15 protein-coding genes are annotated in these 17,294 nt (G+C 74.0%); 6 read left to right on the top strand and 9 right to left on the bottom strand.

The genetic code is table 11. The annotated features are described in order from the left end of the window. Nucleotides 1–60: 60 nt before the first annotated feature. From ACH4PU_RS08885 to ACH4PU_RS08865, 5 genes are all read right to left on the bottom strand, one after another. Entirely contained in the window at nucleotides 61–834 is a 774-nt protein-coding gene (locus ACH4PU_RS08885) for a thioesterase II family protein (RefSeq protein ID WP_398268139.1), read from the bottom strand. Between the two features lie 26 nt (nucleotides 835–860). Then, nucleotides 861–1,283, bottom strand: a complete 423-nt coding sequence (locus tag ACH4PU_RS08880) for an ester cyclase (protein WP_398268136.1) — start codon at nucleotides 1,281–1,283, stop codon at nucleotides 861–863. An 817-nt stretch (nucleotides 1,284–2,100) separates the two neighbouring features. Continuing rightward, nucleotides 2,101–3,951 carry a M6 family metalloprotease domain-containing protein gene (locus ACH4PU_RS08875; protein ID WP_398268133.1) on the bottom strand — a complete coding sequence of 617 codons (1,851 nt, stop codon included), beginning with the start codon at nucleotides 3,949–3,951 and terminating at the stop codon, nucleotides 2,101–2,103. A 446-nt stretch (nucleotides 3,952–4,397) separates the two neighbouring features. Beyond that, entirely contained in the window at nucleotides 4,398–5,204 is an 807-nt protein-coding gene (locus ACH4PU_RS08870) for a MerR family transcriptional regulator (protein ID WP_398268130.1), read from the bottom strand. A gap of 230 nt (nucleotides 5,205–5,434) precedes the next feature. Continuing rightward, entirely contained in the window at nucleotides 5,435–6,874 is a 1,440-nt protein-coding gene (locus ACH4PU_RS08865; protein WP_398268127.1) for a serine hydrolase domain-containing protein, read from the bottom strand. Nucleotides 6,875–7,062: 188 nt separating this feature from the next. Here ACH4PU_RS08865 and ACH4PU_RS08860 point away from each other — a divergent pair, with 188 nt between their 5' ends. The 3 genes from ACH4PU_RS08860 to ACH4PU_RS08850 all read left to right on the top strand — a co-directional run bounded on the left by ACH4PU_RS08860 (nucleotide 7,063) and on the right by ACH4PU_RS08850 (nucleotide 11,709). Next, nucleotides 7,063–7,860, top strand: a complete 798-nt coding sequence (locus ACH4PU_RS08860; RefSeq protein ID WP_398268124.1) for a TetR/AcrR family transcriptional regulator — start codon at nucleotides 7,063–7,065, stop codon at nucleotides 7,858–7,860. A 246-nt stretch (nucleotides 7,861–8,106) separates the two neighbouring features. Next, complete coding sequence (locus ACH4PU_RS08855; protein ID WP_398268121.1) at nucleotides 8,107–9,114, top strand: hypothetical protein; 1,008 nt, start codon at nucleotides 8,107–8,109, stop codon at nucleotides 9,112–9,114. A 252-nt stretch (nucleotides 9,115–9,366) separates the two neighbouring features. Beyond that, entirely contained in the window at nucleotides 9,367–11,709 is a 2,343-nt protein-coding gene (locus ACH4PU_RS08850; protein ID WP_398268509.1) for a HelD family protein, read from the top strand. 65 nt (nucleotides 11,710–11,774) lie between these two features. Here ACH4PU_RS08850 and ACH4PU_RS08845 read toward each other — a convergent pair whose 3' ends face one another. Further along, a complete protein-coding gene (locus ACH4PU_RS08845) occupies nucleotides 11,775–12,263 on the bottom strand; it encodes a pyridoxamine 5'-phosphate oxidase family protein (protein ID WP_398268118.1) in 489 nt (162 codons plus the stop codon). A gap of 47 nt (nucleotides 12,264–12,310) precedes the next feature. Beyond that, entirely contained in the window at nucleotides 12,311–13,759 is a 1,449-nt protein-coding gene (locus ACH4PU_RS08840; RefSeq protein WP_398268115.1) for an MFS transporter, read from the bottom strand. Between the two features lie 140 nt (nucleotides 13,760–13,899). Here ACH4PU_RS08840 and ACH4PU_RS08835 point away from each other — a divergent pair, with 140 nt between their 5' ends. After that, nucleotides 13,900–14,829 (top strand): LysR family transcriptional regulator, encoded by a 930-nt coding sequence (locus ACH4PU_RS08835; protein WP_398268112.1) that lies wholly within the window; start codon nucleotides 13,900–13,902, stop codon nucleotides 14,827–14,829. A gap of 3 nt (nucleotides 14,830–14,832) precedes the next feature. On the opposite strand, the gene ACH4PU_RS08830 is transcribed toward ACH4PU_RS08835, so the two are convergent. Both ACH4PU_RS08830 and ACH4PU_RS08825 read right to left on the bottom strand, forming a co-directional pair. After that, on the bottom strand, nucleotides 14,833–15,735 hold the full coding sequence (locus ACH4PU_RS08830) for an alpha/beta fold hydrolase (RefSeq protein WP_398268109.1): 903 nt from the start codon (nucleotides 15,733–15,735) through the stop codon (nucleotides 14,833–14,835). A 74-nt stretch (nucleotides 15,736–15,809) separates the two neighbouring features. Beyond that, nucleotides 15,810–16,031 (bottom strand): hypothetical protein, encoded by a 222-nt coding sequence (locus ACH4PU_RS08825; RefSeq protein ID WP_398268106.1) that lies wholly within the window; start codon nucleotides 16,029–16,031, stop codon nucleotides 15,810–15,812. Between ACH4PU_RS08825 and ACH4PU_RS08820 the strand changes: the two genes are divergently transcribed. Both ACH4PU_RS08820 and ACH4PU_RS08815 read left to right on the top strand, forming a co-directional pair. Further along, nucleotides 16,002–16,289, top strand: a complete 288-nt coding sequence (locus ACH4PU_RS08820; protein WP_398268103.1) for a hypothetical protein — start codon at nucleotides 16,002–16,004, stop codon at nucleotides 16,287–16,289. The genes ACH4PU_RS08825 and ACH4PU_RS08820 overlap by 30 nt on opposite strands. 160 nt (nucleotides 16,290–16,449) lie before the next feature. Beyond that, nucleotides 16,450–17,202 carry an SDR family NAD(P)-dependent oxidoreductase gene (locus ACH4PU_RS08815; RefSeq protein ID WP_398268100.1) on the top strand — a complete coding sequence of 251 codons (753 nt, stop codon included), beginning with the start codon at nucleotides 16,450–16,452 and terminating at the stop codon, nucleotides 17,200–17,202. Nucleotides 17,203–17,294 lie beyond the last annotated feature (92 nt).

Raw genomic sequence — 17,294 nt, 5'->3', positions numbered from 1 at the left:
CTCCTCACGTCGCCGTTCCCCCTGTCGAGCTGTCGACCTGTCGAGCTGTCGAGTCCCGCTTCAGACCGCCGGCACCGGCGGGGCGTACCGCGCCACGACGGCCGCCAGTTCGCGCAGCAGCCGTTCCGCGTGCGTGCGGACGAAGAAGTGCCCGCCCGGCAGGACCCGCAGCTCGCTGCCCCGGCCGGCGTGGTCACGCCACGCCGCCATCGCCGGCACGGGCACCAGGTGGTCGTCCGCCCCGGCGAACAGGTGCAGCGGAACCGCCAGCGGCTCGATGTCCGCCAGCTCCACCCAGCCCGTACAGAGCCGCAGGTCGTCCCGGACGAGCGGCATGTACGCGGCCCGGAACCGCCGCCTCCGCGCCAGCTCCCAGGGAATGCCCCCGAGCTCGGCCAGGGCGCCGGCGAGCGTCTCGTCGTCGGCGTCCGGGTCGAGGATCCGGGTCGGCCGTACGTGCGGCGCGCGGTGCGAGCTGAGCACCAGGGCGCGCGGCGGCGCGGCACCCCGGCGCTGCCGGGCCAGCGCCAGCGCGTGGGCGACGAACGCGCCCATGCTGTGCCCGTACAGGACGTGCGGCCTGGACAGCGCCTCGTCGAGGTGGTCGTCCAGCTCGGCGACGAGGTCGTCGAGCCGGGTGAACCGCGGTTCGTGCGCCCGGCCCTCGCGCCCGGGCAGCTGCACGGGCAGCACGCGCACCCCGGCGCCGCGGGCGTCCAGCCGCTCCTGCCACGGTTCGTACGCCGAGGCACCGCCCCCGGCGCACGGCAGGCAGAACAGGTCCAGTCCCGCCGGCGGCCGTTCGCCCGCCGCCGGCGTCAGGTACGGCGTCATCACGCAGGCACCCCCCGTCCCACGCTTCAGACCAGTTGCCGCGCGGCCACCACGCGGTCGTAGTACAGCGTCCCATCGACGAGGAACTCGCCGTCGAACTGGGAGAGTACGGCGACGGGCAGCTCCATCCGCTTGCCGCGGTTGGGGATGTCCTGCCAGTCGGCCGCCTGGGTGCCGTTGATCCGGCTCTCCAGGATGACGACGTCGGCCGTGTGGTGGATGGCCAGCACCTCGTGTTCGAGGTCGGGAAAGGCCGCCAGCATGCCCTCGAAGTGCCGGCGGACCGCGTCGTCGCCGACCAGCGGCTGCTCGTCGAACGGCACGACGCGGCAGACGCCGCCGGGCCCCCGCCCGGCGCTCGACATCACCGCCGCGGTGTGTCTGAGGACCAGTTCCTCACGGTGTTTTCGCAGGTCGGCATCGGTTCGCTGCCGGCTGTCCCGCATCATGTGCGCCTCTTCTCCCCGTTACCGGGCGCCCGGTCGCGCCCGGCCAAGTCCGGTGAGGACCGCGGCCGTCCACCCACCCCACGGAGCTCCTTCGTGGGGGCCGGGGCCGTCTCCGCCGTCGCTTTCCGGACACTGACCACACACCGTTCCGACCTGCTCGGCCGGCCTTGCCCGCCGAGGTCACCCCGCCTTCCCGGTCCGCGTCCGGGAGGGTCACCACCGGCACCAAGCGGAATGCTCTTTCCTGTGTGACGGCCATTACCGCGTGTTGCCTGCGATTCAAAATCATGCGCCGGATGCGGGCAACCGTCCGGACAAGGGTGAGGTGAATCTTGACTTAATCGCACTCCCGATATGCCGCCAAACACGGCATAACCGGGCGGCGTTGAGTCCGCCGGGGAGCACCATGAGTGCCGTTCGCCCCCTTCCGCCACCACGAATCGTCCTGCGCAGAGCATCCATGTGCACCGAACGGCCGAGTGACGTACCGGCGCTCCGTACCGTCGGGCATGGGATGCCCCAACCTCCGTACGGAGCAAGGGTGTATGGGCATAAGCGCCCCTGAAACCGCCGCTGATGAGTACCGATGAGCCGCCGGAGGGCACGCCGGCGGCCGAACCGCCCCTGGACGTTCCGAACCAGTGGGGAATGACCGACGCCCCGTGCCGCACAGACCCGTTCACGCGGCCTGCCTTCCCCGGCGAACTGATGACCGAGCCCCCCTCCGGGGGGTGGCCGGAGGCGCGGCGGACAAGCCCCCCCGCGGGTGGGAGCGGCGGTGTCCGGCCGCTCCCACCCCTCTACCCCAACGGGGTCGCTACCGCCCCGACTTGCGGAGCGAGCACGTGGCCGTCGCCGTCCGGTTCGGGTCGCTCTCCGAACGGGCCGTGAGGGTGATCTTCCCGTTGCGGTCGGCGCCCGTCGTGGCCGCGACGAACACGTCGACCGGGACGGACGTGCCAGCCCCGGCCGTCGCGAGGCGGTTGGGGAGCCAGGCGGACCAGCCGCGGCCGGAGGCGGTGGCCGAGAGCCGGTAGACGTCGGCCGAGCGGTAGCCGTCGTCGGCCTCCGCCGGGCGGCCGGTGTTGGTGAGGTCGAAGGTGCACCGGGCGCGGCCGTCGACCGGCCGGCCCTTCGCCGTCCCGCGGCCCAGCGCGGCACCGCGCGCCTGCGGGCCGGTCCCGTCGAGGGACTTCACGCCGACGCTGTAGGAGAGGACGCCGGCGGCGTCGCGGCGGATGTCGAGGACGTAGAAGTGCAGGCGGTTGGCGTGGTCCACGTACTCGTAGGAGCTGCCGGAGTCGGCGCCCGCGTGGAAGAGGGCGTCGCTGAGCTGCCGGTAGTCCCCCATGGTGATCTTCTGGAGGGAGCCGTCGGGGCGCTTGAAGTCGACCATGCCGATGTCCTCGGGATGGGCGTCGATCACCCAGGCGAAGGGGGCGCGGTCGGCGTTCTTGGTCTTGCTGATCAGCACGCCGTGGTCGGGGGTGAAGGAGTCCATGCCCATGCGGTCGACGACCTCGACGGTGTAGTTGTCGTAGCCGCCGCCGTCGCAGAGCGGGTCCTTGGTGCGGTCGCAGGCCGGGGAGAGGTCGCGGCCCATGCTGACGTTGATGCCGGAGAGGCCCTTGTCACCGGGTGGTGCGGAGCGCGCGGTGACACGGGCCACGATGAGCCCCTGGTTCTTGAGGTCGTCGCGGTCGAGGCGGAGGACGTTCTTGTCGTCCACGATGCCGAGCTTCATCTTGTCCCGCAGGACGTGCTGGGCGCCCATGGAGCCGCCGGCGGTCGCGGGGATCCGCCACCGCGTGTGCGGGCCACCGGGTCCGTTGAAGGACCCGCGCGAGAGCATCCCCCAGATGCCGGTGTAACTGCGGCTCAGGGGCGTCCCGTAGGGGTTGTTGTAGTTGTCCCCGATGCCCAGGATGTGGCTGAGCTCATGGGCGAACGTCGCCATGCCGGAGCTCTCGGCCTGGGTGGACGAGCCGTCGGCCGCGTTCGGCCAGATCCGGGCGGCGGCCTGCCAGGAGGTCCAGGGAACGTACCGGGTCTTCGCCGCGTTGCCGCCGGACGCCAGCGGGGACGGCGGCCCCCAGGCGGCGGGCACGTCGGCCGCCGACCGGAACTTCATCTGCCCGAACTCCTGCCAGGCGGACGACTCGTCCACGCCGGCCGTCAGGTAGAAGACGAAGTCGAACTTCTTCACCTGGTCGGCCCCCACGTCGGCGACCCAGGCCCGCTTCCCGTCGGCCCTGATGTCCTTCCCGCAGGTGTCGCCGCGGGGGCAGGCCCCGGGGTTCATCTCCGGCTCGATCCCGTACTGGTACGACTTCCACGGCAGCCGGTACGCCCCGAACGCCGTCAGGTCGACCCCGAAGCGGCCCCCGGAGTCCTCCATCCAGTACTCGTTGATCGTGTGACCGTGGTTGAGGGTGCCCGGCTTGTTGAGGAAGTCGCGGTAGAAGGCGGGCACGCGGTCGCGGGGGATGCCGGAGGCGGGCGCCTGCGGATTGCCGAACCGGCCGGCGCCGGCCGGCTTGCTGACCGAGAACTCCTCGTCCGGGTAGTCCAGGAGCACCAGCGCGCCCTTGAACTTGCGCTGCGTGGGCTGGAGGGCGGGGTCGGCCCAGCGGGTCCCGGGGACCGAGCGGTACTCCGCCCAGGTCATGTCGTCGGGGTTGCGCCAGTTCTGCGGATCGATCGGACGGACCAGGGACTGCCGTCCCCGTGGCCCCGCGTCGGGCGTCGCCAGCGCCGGTCCCGCGGCGACGGCGCCGGCCGTCAGCCCGAGGAGCGCGGCGGCGACGCGGACGCGACCGTACCGTATTCGCCCGCGTCCGGCGCGTCCGGCCCGGCGGGGCGGTAATCCCGGTGCACGTCTGTGACGGTGGAGGAACAAGACTCACCTCTTGTCTGAAGTCGTCTCCTGGCGTCAGGAGTTGACCGCCGAAGACGCGGCAAGCTGTTCGATGGGGGTGCCCACCGGGGCCAAGGTAAGGGGGAGGGAGCTGTGGCGCCAGAGTGACGCGGCTCCCGGCTACCGGGCGAGGGCCCCCGAGCGGGGGCCGGCTCCCGCACCCCCACCCCCTCGGACCGCGCCCCGCGCGGTGACCCTCACGGAGCTTCCATGGTGACCCGTACGTACGCGTGCAACGCGTCCCGGACGAAAGCGGCGCCCTCGACGGACCCGTAAGTGGTGGCGAAGTCGGGGTCCGTGACGTACATGTCCCCGAGACAGCGCACCATCACGGCGGACCGCTCGCGGTCCCCGTCGGCCACCGGCGTGCCGGGGATCGCGCCGAGCCAGGCGACGTGCCGGGCGGCGAGCGCCTGCGCCCGGTCCGAGAGCGGGGACGCGCCCTCCCTCCAGGCCGCGGCCCACGCGTCGACGAGCTCGTCGGTGTCCCGCTTCCAGGCGAGCTGCTGCCGCATGTCCTTCCCGTGCCACCAGTCGTTGCTGAGCCGGAAGGCGCGCTCGCCCCAGCGGGCGACCACCTCGTCCTCGTAGCTGTCGTTGAACCCCTCCAGCATCATGTCCATCGTCGGATCCTGCCCCGAGCGGCGGGCGTCGAGGGTGCGCCGGACGGCCCCGATCCGCCGGTCGAGGCGCTCGCGCTCGGCCTCCAGCAGCCGGATGTGCTCCCGGAGCGCCGTCTCCTCGTCGGCCTCCCGGTCCAGCACCTCCGCGATGACCGGCAGGCTCAGCCCGAGGTCCCGCAGGATCAGGACGCGCTGCAGCCTGGCCACGGCGTCGACGTCGTAGTAGCGGTAGCCGTTGGACCCGACGCGGGAGGGCGGGAGGAGGCCGATGTCGTCGTAGTGGCGCAGCGTGCGGCTGGTGATGCCGGCGCGGCGCGCCACCTGCTGGATGGTCCACTCCACGGGTCCTGCCGCTTCCGCCCCGACTCGCTCACGCGTCATCTTCGCCACCTCCCGCACCATGCTCCCGCATCCACCGCAGCGGGTCCCGTCCGCCCGGGGGTCCCGCCCCCGGCGCAGTCGTCCTCCCTCGCCGGACGGACCGGAGGGCGCGCCCGGGGCGCGAGACCCAGCCCGTCCGGCGCTTGAGGACGAGCGTCGAAGCCGCGACAAGCGGGGTCTGGGGCGCAGCCCCAGGAAAGGGCGGATGGGTGGGGCACCCCGTCCGGACCTCACGCGACCTTGGGAGCGGCCCGCATCCCGATGTAGCAGCACCCCGTACCGTCGGCCAGCGTCGAGAAGACCACCGGCATCCAGTCCTCGCTGAAGGCCGCGCCGACCCCCGACCCCGCGAACACCGTCTCGCTCACCGGCCGCAGGTCGATCTCCAGCGGTTCGGAGAAGTCCTTCATGCCGTCGACGAATGCGTACCGCAGGTGCCCGGCCCCGTCGCGCTCGCTGACGGTGATGACGACGCCCTCGCGCCGGTACGTGCCGACGAGCGGCGCGAGGTCCACGACGGGCGGGACGGCGGCCGGCGCGAAGGAGTCGGGCATCCGCACGCCGGCCAGCTCGTGGAGCAGTTCGCGGAAGAGGGCGGCGTAGACCTGGCGGGCGCCGCCGCCGTTGGTCGTCAGGGCGATGGCCACCCCCGCGTGCGGGACCACCCGCAGGTACGCGTACTGGCCGATGGAAGCGCCGTCGTGACCGAAGCCGGGGGTCCCGGACCAGTCGTACAGCGACCAGCCCAGGCCCCAACCGTCGGCGCTGACCGTCCACTTGTCGGGGACGTCGACCTCGCGCCGGCGCATCATCACGGCCGTCTCGGGGGCGAGGATCCGGGTTCCGTCAGGGGCGGCACCGCCCGCGAGGTGCGTCCGGGCGAACCGGACGACGTCGCCGGCGCTGGCCAGGACCCTCCCGTAGGGGCCGGCCGACCGCGGCATGAGGTCCCAGGCGGGCGCCGGGTCCGGCAGGCGGCCCGGCTCGCCCAGGTGGCCCATGGCCGTCCGGAAGGCGAGCGCCTCCTCGGGCAGGGTCATCGTCCGGGTCAGCCCGAGCGGGGCGACGAGGCGCTGCTTCAGGGCCTCGTCCCAGGTCAGACCGGTGAGCACCTCGACAATACGGCCGAGCACGTTGTAGCCGACGCTGCTGTACGACGAGCCGGTGCCGGGGCGGCAGTCGAGGGCCACCCCCTCGGCGGCGGCGACGTACCGGGCGAGGCAGTCGTCACCGCGTCCGGTGTCCAGGGTGAAGTCACAGGTGAGACCGCTGGTGTGGCTGAGCAGCATGCGCGGTGTGATGGCGGCGGTGGCCTCGGGGTCCGCGACCGAGAACTCCGGCAGTACCGCGGTGACCGGCGCGTCCAGGTCCAGCGCCCCTTCCTCGGCCAGCTGCACCACCAGCGTCGCCGTGTAGATCTTGGCGATGGACCCGAGCTGGAAGACGGAGTCGGGCGTGGCCGCCACCCCGGTCCCCCGGTGCAGCAGGCCGGTGGCCAGCTCGTGGACCTCGCCGTCCGCGAGGACCGCGAGCGCGGCCCCCGGCACGTGGTGCGCCGCGCACAGTTCGTCGAGGCGGGTCTGCCAGCGGGCGGCGTCGAAGACGGCGCCCGGCGGCAGCGCCGCGCCCCGGTCGTGGTCGGCGGCGGTGTTGTCGAAGTCCTTCGGCATGGCTCCCCCTGGAACGCACGGTCGCTGCGGCGGGCCTCCCCGGACCCGCCGACACCGAACACTGTACGGAGCTCCGCACACTGTTCGCAAGACCGTACGGTGTACGCCGTCGGGCTATCCTGGGCCGCGCAGGCGCGACGGCGCGGAACCGAGGCGTACGCGTGAATACCGAGGAGAGGGGCCACCGAATGGCGACCGACCAGCAGGAACACACTCCGCGGACGGCACCGGACCGGCCGGCCGGAGGGGACCGGCCGGTCGCCTCCGTCTGGACGCGGCCCCGCCGGCCGCGCCGCGAGCAGCCCGCCCTGAGCCGGGAGCAGATCGTCTCCGCCGCCCTCGACCTGCTGGACACGGACGGCCTCGAAGCCCTGAGCATGCGGAAGCTCGGCGCCCGGCTGAACGCCGGGGCCACCTCGATGTACACGCACGTGTCCACCAAGGACGAGCTGATCGAACTGGTCGTGGACGAGGTGTACGGCGAGATCGGGGTGCCCGCCGCGGACGACCCGGCCGGCTGGCGCGAGGCCGCCGGCCGCTGCGCGCACGGTCTGCGGACGACGATCCTCCGTCACCCCTGGCTGGCCCCCGCGCTGGGCGGACTCGGACTCACCCAGCTCGGCCCCAACGCCATGCGGCTCTCCGAGGGGCTCCTGGCCCTGTTCGAGGCGGCGGGCCTCCCGGCGGACGAAGCGGACCTCGCCGTGTCCACGGTGAGCGCGTACGTCATCGGCATGAGCATCAGCGAGGCGGCGTGGCTGACGACGGTGGCCCGAAGCGGCCGGACCGAACGCGAGTGGGTCCGGGGCCTGTGGCCCGCGGCCGAGGAGGCGACCGGCGAGCACCCCCAAGTGCGGGCGCGGTACGCCGCGTTGCGCGACCGCGACCCGCGCGAGACGCGGGACGAGAAGTTCGCGTACGGGCTGCGGCGCGTACTCGACGGCCTGGCGGCGCGCATCGCGGACGGGCCGGCCGCCGGCGCGTGAGCCGGGGTGCCTGCCGGGGCGGCCGGCCCTGCCGGAAACCCGGAGAACGTGCCCCGGTCGCCGCACCGCCGACGCTCCCGGGACGTCCGTCACGGGCCGGCCCCCGGACAGGGGCCGGTACCGAACGCCGTCCGGCGTCCCCGGGCGCCAAACGTCCGCGGACGAATCCCGGGGTTTTTCCACCCCATCGGTGGAACGTGGGCCCGAACTGGCCCAGGGAACCGTGTTCTTGGTCAGGCTGTACGGGTGCGGGGATGGCTGAGAGCGGGACGGCTGACGGCGCTGGCGGCGTTCGCCGTCTTCGGGCTGGCGGGCAAGGCGGCCGCCGACGACCTGGAGGCGGACGCGACGGCCGGCAACAGTTCGCTGCACGCGGTCGTCCACCACGTGCCGAGACTGCTACCGCCGCATCCGCCGTCGCATGTGCGGGTGCGCGCGCTGGGTGGCGCGGTGCGCGCGAACGTGGACGACGACGGGGTGCGCTGCCTGGCCGTCGGGGCGGGGGTGCTCCGGGTGACCGCCCATGTGCGGCTGGGCAACTGCCAGGCCCAGACTCCCCCGGCGGCCGCTGCTCCTGCGGCTCCCGCCCCCGCGGCCCCTCCGGCCCCCGCGGCACCGGCCGCCCCGGCAGCACCACCAGCCGCCGCCCCTGCGGCCCCGGCCGCCCCGCCGGCAGCGGCACCGGCGGCGCCCGCCGCCCCGGCAGCTCCCCCGCCCGCCGCTCCCGCGGCACCCGCACCGGCAGCCCCCGCACCAGCGGCTCCCGCTCCGGCCGCACCTGCCCCAGCCGCACCGGCAGCTCCCGCCGCGCCGGCACCCGCGGCTCCCGCCGCCCCGGCAGCACCACCAGCCGCTCCCGCTCCTGCGGCACCGGCAGCACCAGCAGCGCCCGCTCCTGCTCCCGCTCCCGCACAGCCGGCCCGCCCGGCGACCCCCGCCACCGCGAACCCGCCCGCCCGCCCCGCCGCACCGGCCCCCGCCGCCGCGGCACCCGCGCCGGCCGCGCCGTCTTCTCCGTCCACACCGTCATCGCCCGCCGCACCACCCCCGGCGGAGAGCCACATCCCGGCGCCGATTCCGCCGGTCCACCTCCCCATCCCGCCGCATCACCTCTACCGGAACGCGGTGGCGGCAGGGGGCAACCCCCTCGTACCGCACACCTCCGTGGTCACGCTCACCCTCTTGCTCACCACGCCCGCCGTGCTGACCGCCGCCCTGCTGCGGCCCCGCTCCGGCAGCCGCCGCAACCGCTGACCCACCGGGCGCTCCCGCACCAGGCCCCGGGTCCCGCCCGCACCGCGAAAGACACCGCCAGGAAAGGCGCCGGCAAACAAAGATCGAGAAAGGCCGCGCAAAACAACAAATGCCCCGGCGTATTGACAGCCGGGGCATTTTCTCGCGTATATTGATTGTTTCTATGCCGCGCCGAAGGCAAGGCATAGAGAAGCTTTGTAAGGCCATGATATCGGGGCGGGAGTCACAGTGTCAAACGCGTCGGCCCAGGAATTGCGGAACGAACAGGAATTCATCGACAACCTCCACACACGCCTCGCGGAACTCCGCGACGAGGCCGAAGCCGGGATGAACGCCGCCCTCGCCTCGCCGGGCGGCGGCACCTTCCAGGCCCGGCTGGAGCGCGATGTGCTGGTGGCCGAACGGTCGGGGCTGCTGGCCGCGTTCAACGCGGGGGAGAACGGGCTCTGCTTCGGCCGGCTGGCGTTCCGCGACGGCCGCGACCACCACATCGGCCGGATCGGCATCCGCCGGGACGACGCCGACCGGACGCCCCTCGTCATCGACTGGCGGGCCGACGTCGCCCGGCCGTTCTACCTGGCGACCGGCCACACCCCCATGGGGCTGCGCCGCAGGCGCCACATCAGCACCGAGGGCCGCCGCGTCACGGCCCTCCACGACGAGATCCTCGACCTCGCCGACCCCGAGCGCACCGGCCTGGAGGGCAGCGACGCCGACGCCGTCCTCCTGGCCGCGCTGGACGCCGCCCGCACCGGGCGGATGCACGACATCGTGCAGACCATCCAGGCGGAACAGGACCGCGTCATCCGCGCCCCGCACCACGGCGTCATGGTGGTGGAGGGCGGCCCCGGCACCGGGAAGACGGTCGTCGCGCTGCACCGCGCCGCGTACCTGCTCTACGCCCACCGCGAGCAACTGGCGCGCCGCGCCGTGCTGATCGTCGGCCCCAACCCGGCGTTCCTCGGTTACATCGGCGAGGTGCTGCCCTCCCTGGGCGAGACCGGGGTACTGCTCGCCACGCCCGCCGAACTGTTCCCCGGCATCACCGCCACCGGCACCGACACCCCGCGGGCGGCCGAGGTCAAGGGCGCCGCGGCGATGGCGGACGCGCTGGCCGCGTACGTCCGGGACCGGCAGACCCTGCCCGACCCGGAGCTGGTAATCCGCCACGACGACGGCGACCTGGTGCTGGACGAGGCCATCGCACGGGCGGCCCGCGAGCGGGCGCGCGCCACGAAGCTGCCGCACAACCTCGCACGCCCCACCTTCGCGTTCGCCGTGATCGACGCGCTCACCGCCCAACTCGTCGAACGCATCGGGACCGACCCCTACGGGGGCCCGAACCTCCTCGGCCCGGACGACGCCGCCCAGCTCGGCAAGGCCGTGGCGGCCTCCCGGGACGTGCACGCCGCCATCGACGCGTTGTGGCCGGCGCTCACCCCGCACCGGCTGGTGGCGGACTTCCTCGCCGGCCCCTGCCACCTCCCCCCGGCGGACGCCGACGCCGTCCGGCGGGACGCCGGGCCGTGGACGCCGGCCGACGTACCGCTGCTGGACGAGGCCGCCGAGCTGCTCGGCGAGGACGACTCGGCCGCCCGCGCGGCGGCCGAGGCCGCCCGGCAGGAACGAATCGCCTACGCCCAGGGCGTGCTCGACATGTCGTACGGCTCCCGCACCCAGGAGTTCGAGGACCTGGAGGACGAGGACTCCGAGGTACTGGCCGCCCATGACGTCGTGGACGCGGAGCGGCTCGCGGAGCGCCAGGAGGAGGCCGACCACCGCAGCGCCGCCGAACGCGCCGCGGCCGACCGCACCTGGGCGTTCGGCCACATCATCGTGGACGAGGCGCAGGAGCTGTCCCCGATGGCCTGGCGGCTGCTGATGCGCCGCTGCCCGACCCGCTCCATGACGCTGGTCGGCGACCCGGCCCAGACCGCCGAGCCGGGCGGCTGCGGATCGTGGGAGGCGGCCCTCGCGCCGTACGTCGGCGACCGCTGGGAGCACGTCCGGCTGGGCGTCAACTACCGTACGCCGGCCGAGATCATGGAGGTGGCGGCGGAGGTGGTCCGGGCCTCCGGGAATCCGGGATTCCGGCCGCCGCGTTCCGTCCGTTCCACCGGCGTACGCCCCTGGGCGCACCGGACGGATGCGCACCGGACCGACGGGCACCGGACGGGCCGAACGGCTGGGGCGGCCGCGGAGGCCCTCGCCGAGACCCTCGCGGAGGCCGTGGCGGAAGCCGTGGCAGCGGCCCTGACCGAGCATCCGGAGGGACGGCTTGCGGTGATCGCCCCCCGGGACCTCCTCGACGCCCTGTCGGCCGCCCTCCCGGACGCCTCCGCCGGCCCGGCGCCGGACCTGACGCGGCCGGTCGTCCTCCTGGATCCCCGGCAGGCCAAGGGGCTGGAGTTCGACACGGTGTTCGTGGTGGAGCCGGGACGGATGGGGGTGAATGACCTGTACGTGGCGCTCACGCGGGCCACACAGCGGCTGGGCGTGGTGCACACGGGAGCGCTGCCGCCGGGGCTGGAGAAGGGGCTGGCGGAGAGGCCGCCGGAGGGACAGGCGAGCGCGCAGGAGGCACCGGCCGGCTGACCCCGAGGGCCTCGGCTCCGGGCGGGCCTGGGGGGCCGGCGCCGAAGCCACGGGCGTCGTTCCCCTCAACCCCCGTCCTCCGCCCGCCAGATCGTGCTCCGCAGATCAGTCCCCCGTACCACCTGGATCCGCCACGGGTCGATGCGGATGACGTGGTACTGAGGGTCGTCCGGACCGCCCCGCCAGTAGTGCACCGGGTCGTACCCGACGCCCGGCGGGCCGCCCCGGACGTAGAGGTCCCAGGCGTGCCGTCGGGACCCGTCGTCGTCGGCCCAGGTGGAGACGCCGTCGACGAAGGCGGCGTTCTGCCGGGGGCTCCAATAGGCGTAGGTGGTGTGCGGATTGCCGGCGAGGTGTGCCGTCTTGACGGGCGTCCGGTAGGCGGCGAGCCAGCCGACCGGACGCCCGTCGACGATCTCCCATACGGGGAGGAGGACGCGGGCCCGGGGACGGTTCCGCCGGTCCACGGTCACCATCGTGGCGTAGCGGATCTCGCGGACGTACGCGAGGAAGGTGTCCCGGATGTCGGCGAAGGAAGCGGCGCGGGCGGTCATCGGATGACTCCTCGGTCGGGGCGGTGGAGGGGGCGCGGCAGGGCGGCTCAGGGGGCGACCGGTGCCCGTACCGCCCCCTCCGCACCCGAGCCCGTGCCCGTACCCGCGTCCACGCCGGCGGCCGCGGTCTCCTCCGTCCGGCGCCGCAGCCCGAACGCCGCCACCACCGCGGCGAGGACGGCCGCGCCGAACGGCACGAGGAGCGCCGCCCGGTACCCGTCGAGCAGGTCGGCCGGGGACCCGGACGACGGCGTGGCGGCGATGTTCACGGCCGTGGCCCCGGCGAGGCCGAGCGCCGCGCCGAACTGGAAGAAGGTGTAGAGCAGTCCGCCCGCGAGCCCCTGCTCCTCCTCGTCGACGCCCTCCGTGGCGACGATGGTGAGCGGCCCGTACGCCAGCGAGAACGCCAGGCCGAGGGTGACCAGGCTCGGAAGCATCAGCGCGTACGTCCAGTCGGCGCCCACCGGCAGGAACAGGGCGTAGGCGAGCGCCGCGAGGAGCATGCCGCCGAGGATGAGCCGGGGGTTGCCGAACCGCCGGACGAGGCGCGGAGTCAGGGTGGGCGACAGGATGGCGTCGATCCCGATGACGATCATGGCGAAGCTCGTCCGGAGCGTGGACCAGCCGCGCAGTTCCTGGAGGTAGAGCACCACGAGGAACTGGAAGCCGAAGAAGCCCGCCGCGAAGAGCAGGGCGACGAGGTTGGAGCGGACCAGCGGGCCGCGGAGGATGCCGAGCCGGACGAGGGGGGACGTCGCGCGCCGCTCCACCGCGATGAAGGCCGCGAGGAACCCGAGCCCGGCGACCGCCGTCGCCGCGGTCGTGACCGCGCTGCCGTGCGCGGCGCGTTCGACGGTCAGGACGAGCAGCACGATGGCGGCGGTGGCGGTGACGGCCCCGGCCAGGTCCATGCCCTCCCCCGGCGCCCGCTCGGGGCGGGGCGACCGGGGGATGAGGACCAGGGCGGCGGCCAGCAGGACGGCGGAGACGGCGACCGGGGCGAAGAAGACCCACCGCCAGTCGGCCGCGCCCAGCAGTCCGCCGGCGACCAGGCCCAGCGAGAAGCCGCCGGCGCCGGTACCGGAGTAGATCAGCAGCGCGCGGTCGCGCTCGGCGCCCTCGGCGAAGCCGGTGGTGATGACGGACAGCCCGGCCGGGGTGATGAACGCGGCGGCGACGCCGGTGACGAAGCGCGCGGTGATCAGCATCCAGCCCTCGGTGGCGAAGCCGCCCAGCCCGGAGAAGAGCAGGAACACGGCCAGCCAGGAGACGAACATCCGCCGGCGCCCGAAGAGGTCGGCCGCCCGGCCGCCCAGCAGCATCAGGCCGCCGTAGCCGAGCACGTAGGCGCTCATCACCCACTGCAGCTCGCCGGTGGACAGGCCGAGGTCGGCCCGGATGACGGGAAGGGCCACGTTGAGCATGGCCACGTCGATGCCTTCCAGGAAGACGGCACCGCACAGGACGAGGAGGACGCCCCATTGACGCGCAGACATGTGCATTCCTCGGTGGTGGGAGGGAGGGATTCAGAGCTCCCACCCTCCGTCCGGCGCCCCTGGGGGAACAACGGCGAAGAACGCGACGTTCGTTCAGCCAGGCTTACCGATCAGGGCGACGGACACCCGGGGGGACATCCGTGGAACGCGACGAACTCGACTGCTTCCTCATCCTGGCCGAGGAACTCCACTTCGGCCGCACCGCCGACCGCATGCGGCTGTCCAGGGCGCGGATCAGCCAGCTCGTCCAGCGGCTCGAACGGCGGCTGGGCGCGCCCCTGTTCGTCCGTACGAGCCGGCGCGTGGAACTCACCGCGCTGGGCCGGCGGTTCCGCGACGACGTGGCGCCGCACCACCGGGCGATCGAGGCGGCGGTCGCCCGGGCCGGCGCGTCGGCGCGCGGGGTCAGCGGGGTGCTGCACGTCGGGTTCACCGGGCCGCTGGCGGGCGAGATCGCCATGAAGGCGGCGGAGGTGCTGCGCGCGGCCCGCCCCGGCCTGGGGGTGGAGCTGTGCGAGGTACCGCTCTCCGACCCCTACGGGCAGCTCCGCAGGGGGGATTTCGACATCCAGCTGCAGGAGTTCCCGGTGCGCGAGGACGATCTGGGCGGGAGCCCGGTGCTGTTCACGGAGGCCCGGGTGCTCGCGGTGGCCGACGGGCACCCGCTGACGGCGCGGACGGCCGTCTCCCTGGAGGACCTCGCGGACGTCGAACTCCTGACGATCGCCGGGCCCTTGCCCGACTACCTGTTGGAGCACCACGTCCCGGCGCGGACCCCCGGCGGCCGCGCGATCGGCCGGGGCCCCGCGGTCACCAACCTGCAGGAGGCGCTGATGCTCGTCGCGGGCGGCAAGGGGGCCCTGCTGACGGCGGCGCACACGGCCACGTACTACGCCCGGCCGGGCGTCGTGTACCTGCCGTTCGAGGACGCGGCGCCCGTGGACTACGGGCTGGTGTGGCGCGCCGGGGACACCACCGGCGCGGTGCACGCCTTCGCCCGCACCGCCCGCGAGGTGGCGCGGGCGGTGCGGGCGACGGCGGGAGCCGGGCAGGAGGCACCCGCCGCGTAGGGCTTACTTGGTGAGGAACGCCATGATCCGCTTGTTGACCTCCTCCGGGGCCTCCACCATCGGGAAGTGACCGACGCCCTGCAGCAGCGCGCCGTCCGACCCCTCGGGGAGCGCGGCCACGATGTCGGCCAGGATCTCCTCGTCGACGACCGGGTCCTCGCTGCCGTGCAGGTAGAGGGTCGGCTGCGTGGGGAGCTCGGCCAGCAGGTGGCCCATCTCCCACTCGTCGGTGCCGAACTTGTCCGACGGGAAGTTCTGCCGGTAGAGGCCGAGGCCCATCCGGAGGTTGGCGGGGTCGCGCAGGGCGTCCTTGCCGGCCTGCGCGTCCTCGGCGGGATCGAAGCCGGGGACGTTGCCGCTCCAGTGCTGCCACAGCCAGTCGATGTAGCCGAAGTCGTTCACCGGCACGAGGTGGTCGGCGACGTCCATCTGGAAGAAGTAGAAGTGGCTGTTCTTGTGGATCTGCTCGGGGACCGCCGCCCGGCGCTCGTAGAACCGCAGCGGCGGGACGTCGGCCACGACCACCTTCGACCAGCGCTCGGGCGCCAGGGCCGCGGCGCCCCAGGTGGTGAAGCCGCCCCAGTCGTGCCCGATGATGATCGCGTCCCCGTCGCCGCCGAGCGCCTCGTGCAGCGCGTTGGCATCCGCGACCAGGTCCTTCATCAGCATGCTGCCGTCCGGCGGCACCTGGCTCGGCGCGAAGCCCCTCATGTACGGGGCCACGACCCGGTACCCGGCCTCCACCAGCACCGGCATCAGGTGCCGGAACATCCCCGGCGTCTCCGGGAAGCCGTGCAGGAGCAGGGCGAGCGGGCCCTCGCCCTGCTCGACGTAGGCGAGCTCGACGCCGTTCACGGTGATGCGCTTGGTTTCCACGTACTTCCCCCACTGAAATCGCTTGGGCACGCCCGTCTGTAACGAACGTTCTATCCAGACAGGAGTCACAGTAGCATCACTGGAACGATCGCTCTAGCGGCTTCTCACCCCTTCCGCCGGCTCCCCGCCCACCGCAGCAGCCGGACGTACGGGCTCAGCCGCGCCGGCCGCGCCGGCCCGTCGGCGCACTCCCGCTCGGCACGATCGAGGGCGGCCTCCAGGCAGGCGTCGTGGAGCGGCCGCCAGAAGAGCGGAACGGTGAGCCGGGCGGAGCCGCGGGCGCGGATGGCGAGGGTGTGCCGCAGGACCGTCCGCCGCCCGCCCACCGGGAGGAGTTCGGGCGCGGCGCGTGGGCGGACGACCACGTCCGCCGCGCGGACCGCGGGACGGACCGCGTCCGCGCCGCCGTGGCCGCGGTCGCCGCCGCGCTGGGCGCCGACAGCCCGTGCGACGCCGAGCGCGTCCGCCTGGCCCTGGTCGACCTGCCCCTCTCCCTCGTCCGGCGCCACCTGCGGGCCGGAGAGCCGCTGCCCGACCACGCCGAGGACCTGGCCGCGCGGTGCGCGGAGGCCCTGCTGTCCTGACCCTGGGGCCCTCGCCGCGCCGCCGCGCCCCTCCGCACGCCCTTCCTCACGCCCGCGCGCCCGCCCCGCGATGCGGATTCCGCAGGTGCGGGCCCACAGGTGTGGATCCCGCTCCGGCATGGGTACCGACTGGGTCGTCAGCCGACGCGAAGGAGCCACCGTGCGGATCGACGAGGCCGTCGCCCTGGTGACCGGCGCCAACCGCGGTATCGGGCGCGCCCTGGTCAGCGAGTTCCTGTCCCGCGGCGCCGCCCGCGTACACGCCGCCGCGCGCGACCCCCGGACCCTGGAACCGCTGGTCGCCGAGGACCCTGACCGGATCGTCCCGCTCACCCTGGACATCACCGACCCGGCCGCCGTCACGGCCGCCGTCGGGGCCGCGCCCGACGTGACGCTCCTGGTCAACAACGCGGGACGGCACGGCATGGGCCACCTGCTCGACATGGACCTGACCGACGTCGAGGCGGTCATGCGGACGAACTGGCTGGGCACCCTCCTCGTCCTGCGCGCCTTCGCACCCGTCGTCGAACGCAACGGCGGCGGCGCCGTCGCCAACGTCATCAGCGTCGGCGCCTTCGCCGGCACCCCGGCGATGGGCGCCTACCCCGCGTCCAAGGCCGCGCTCGCCCTGCTCACCCAGGCCGTCCGGGTGGACCTCGCCCCGCGCGGGATCACCGTGCACGCCGTCTTCCCCGGCCCCGTCGAGACGGACATGCTGCGTTACGCCGCCGGGCACCTCAAGAACCTCGGCGCCGTCCCCGCCGCGTCGGCCGCCGACGCGGCCCGCGCCATCGCCGACGGCATCGAGGCCGGCGACGAGGAGATCTTCCCCGACCCGTTCGCCCGGCAGGTCCGGGACGGCCTCCGGACCGACCCCAAGGGCATCGAGCGGCTGCTCCTGTCCATGGAGTGACGCCGGTGAAGTGACGCCGATGGAGTGACGCCGATGGAGTGATGAACCGCCCCCGCCCGCACATGCGGAGCACGCGCCCCCGGGAGACCATC

The organism is Streptomyces sp. NPDC021100 (assembly GCF_044333095.1).
In the GTDB taxonomy this organism is placed as follows: domain Bacteria; phylum Actinomycetota; class Actinomycetes; order Streptomycetales; family Streptomycetaceae; genus Streptomyces.
Note: the sequence above shows the minus strand (reverse complement) of the source record. Positions and strands in the feature narration are given on the sequence as shown.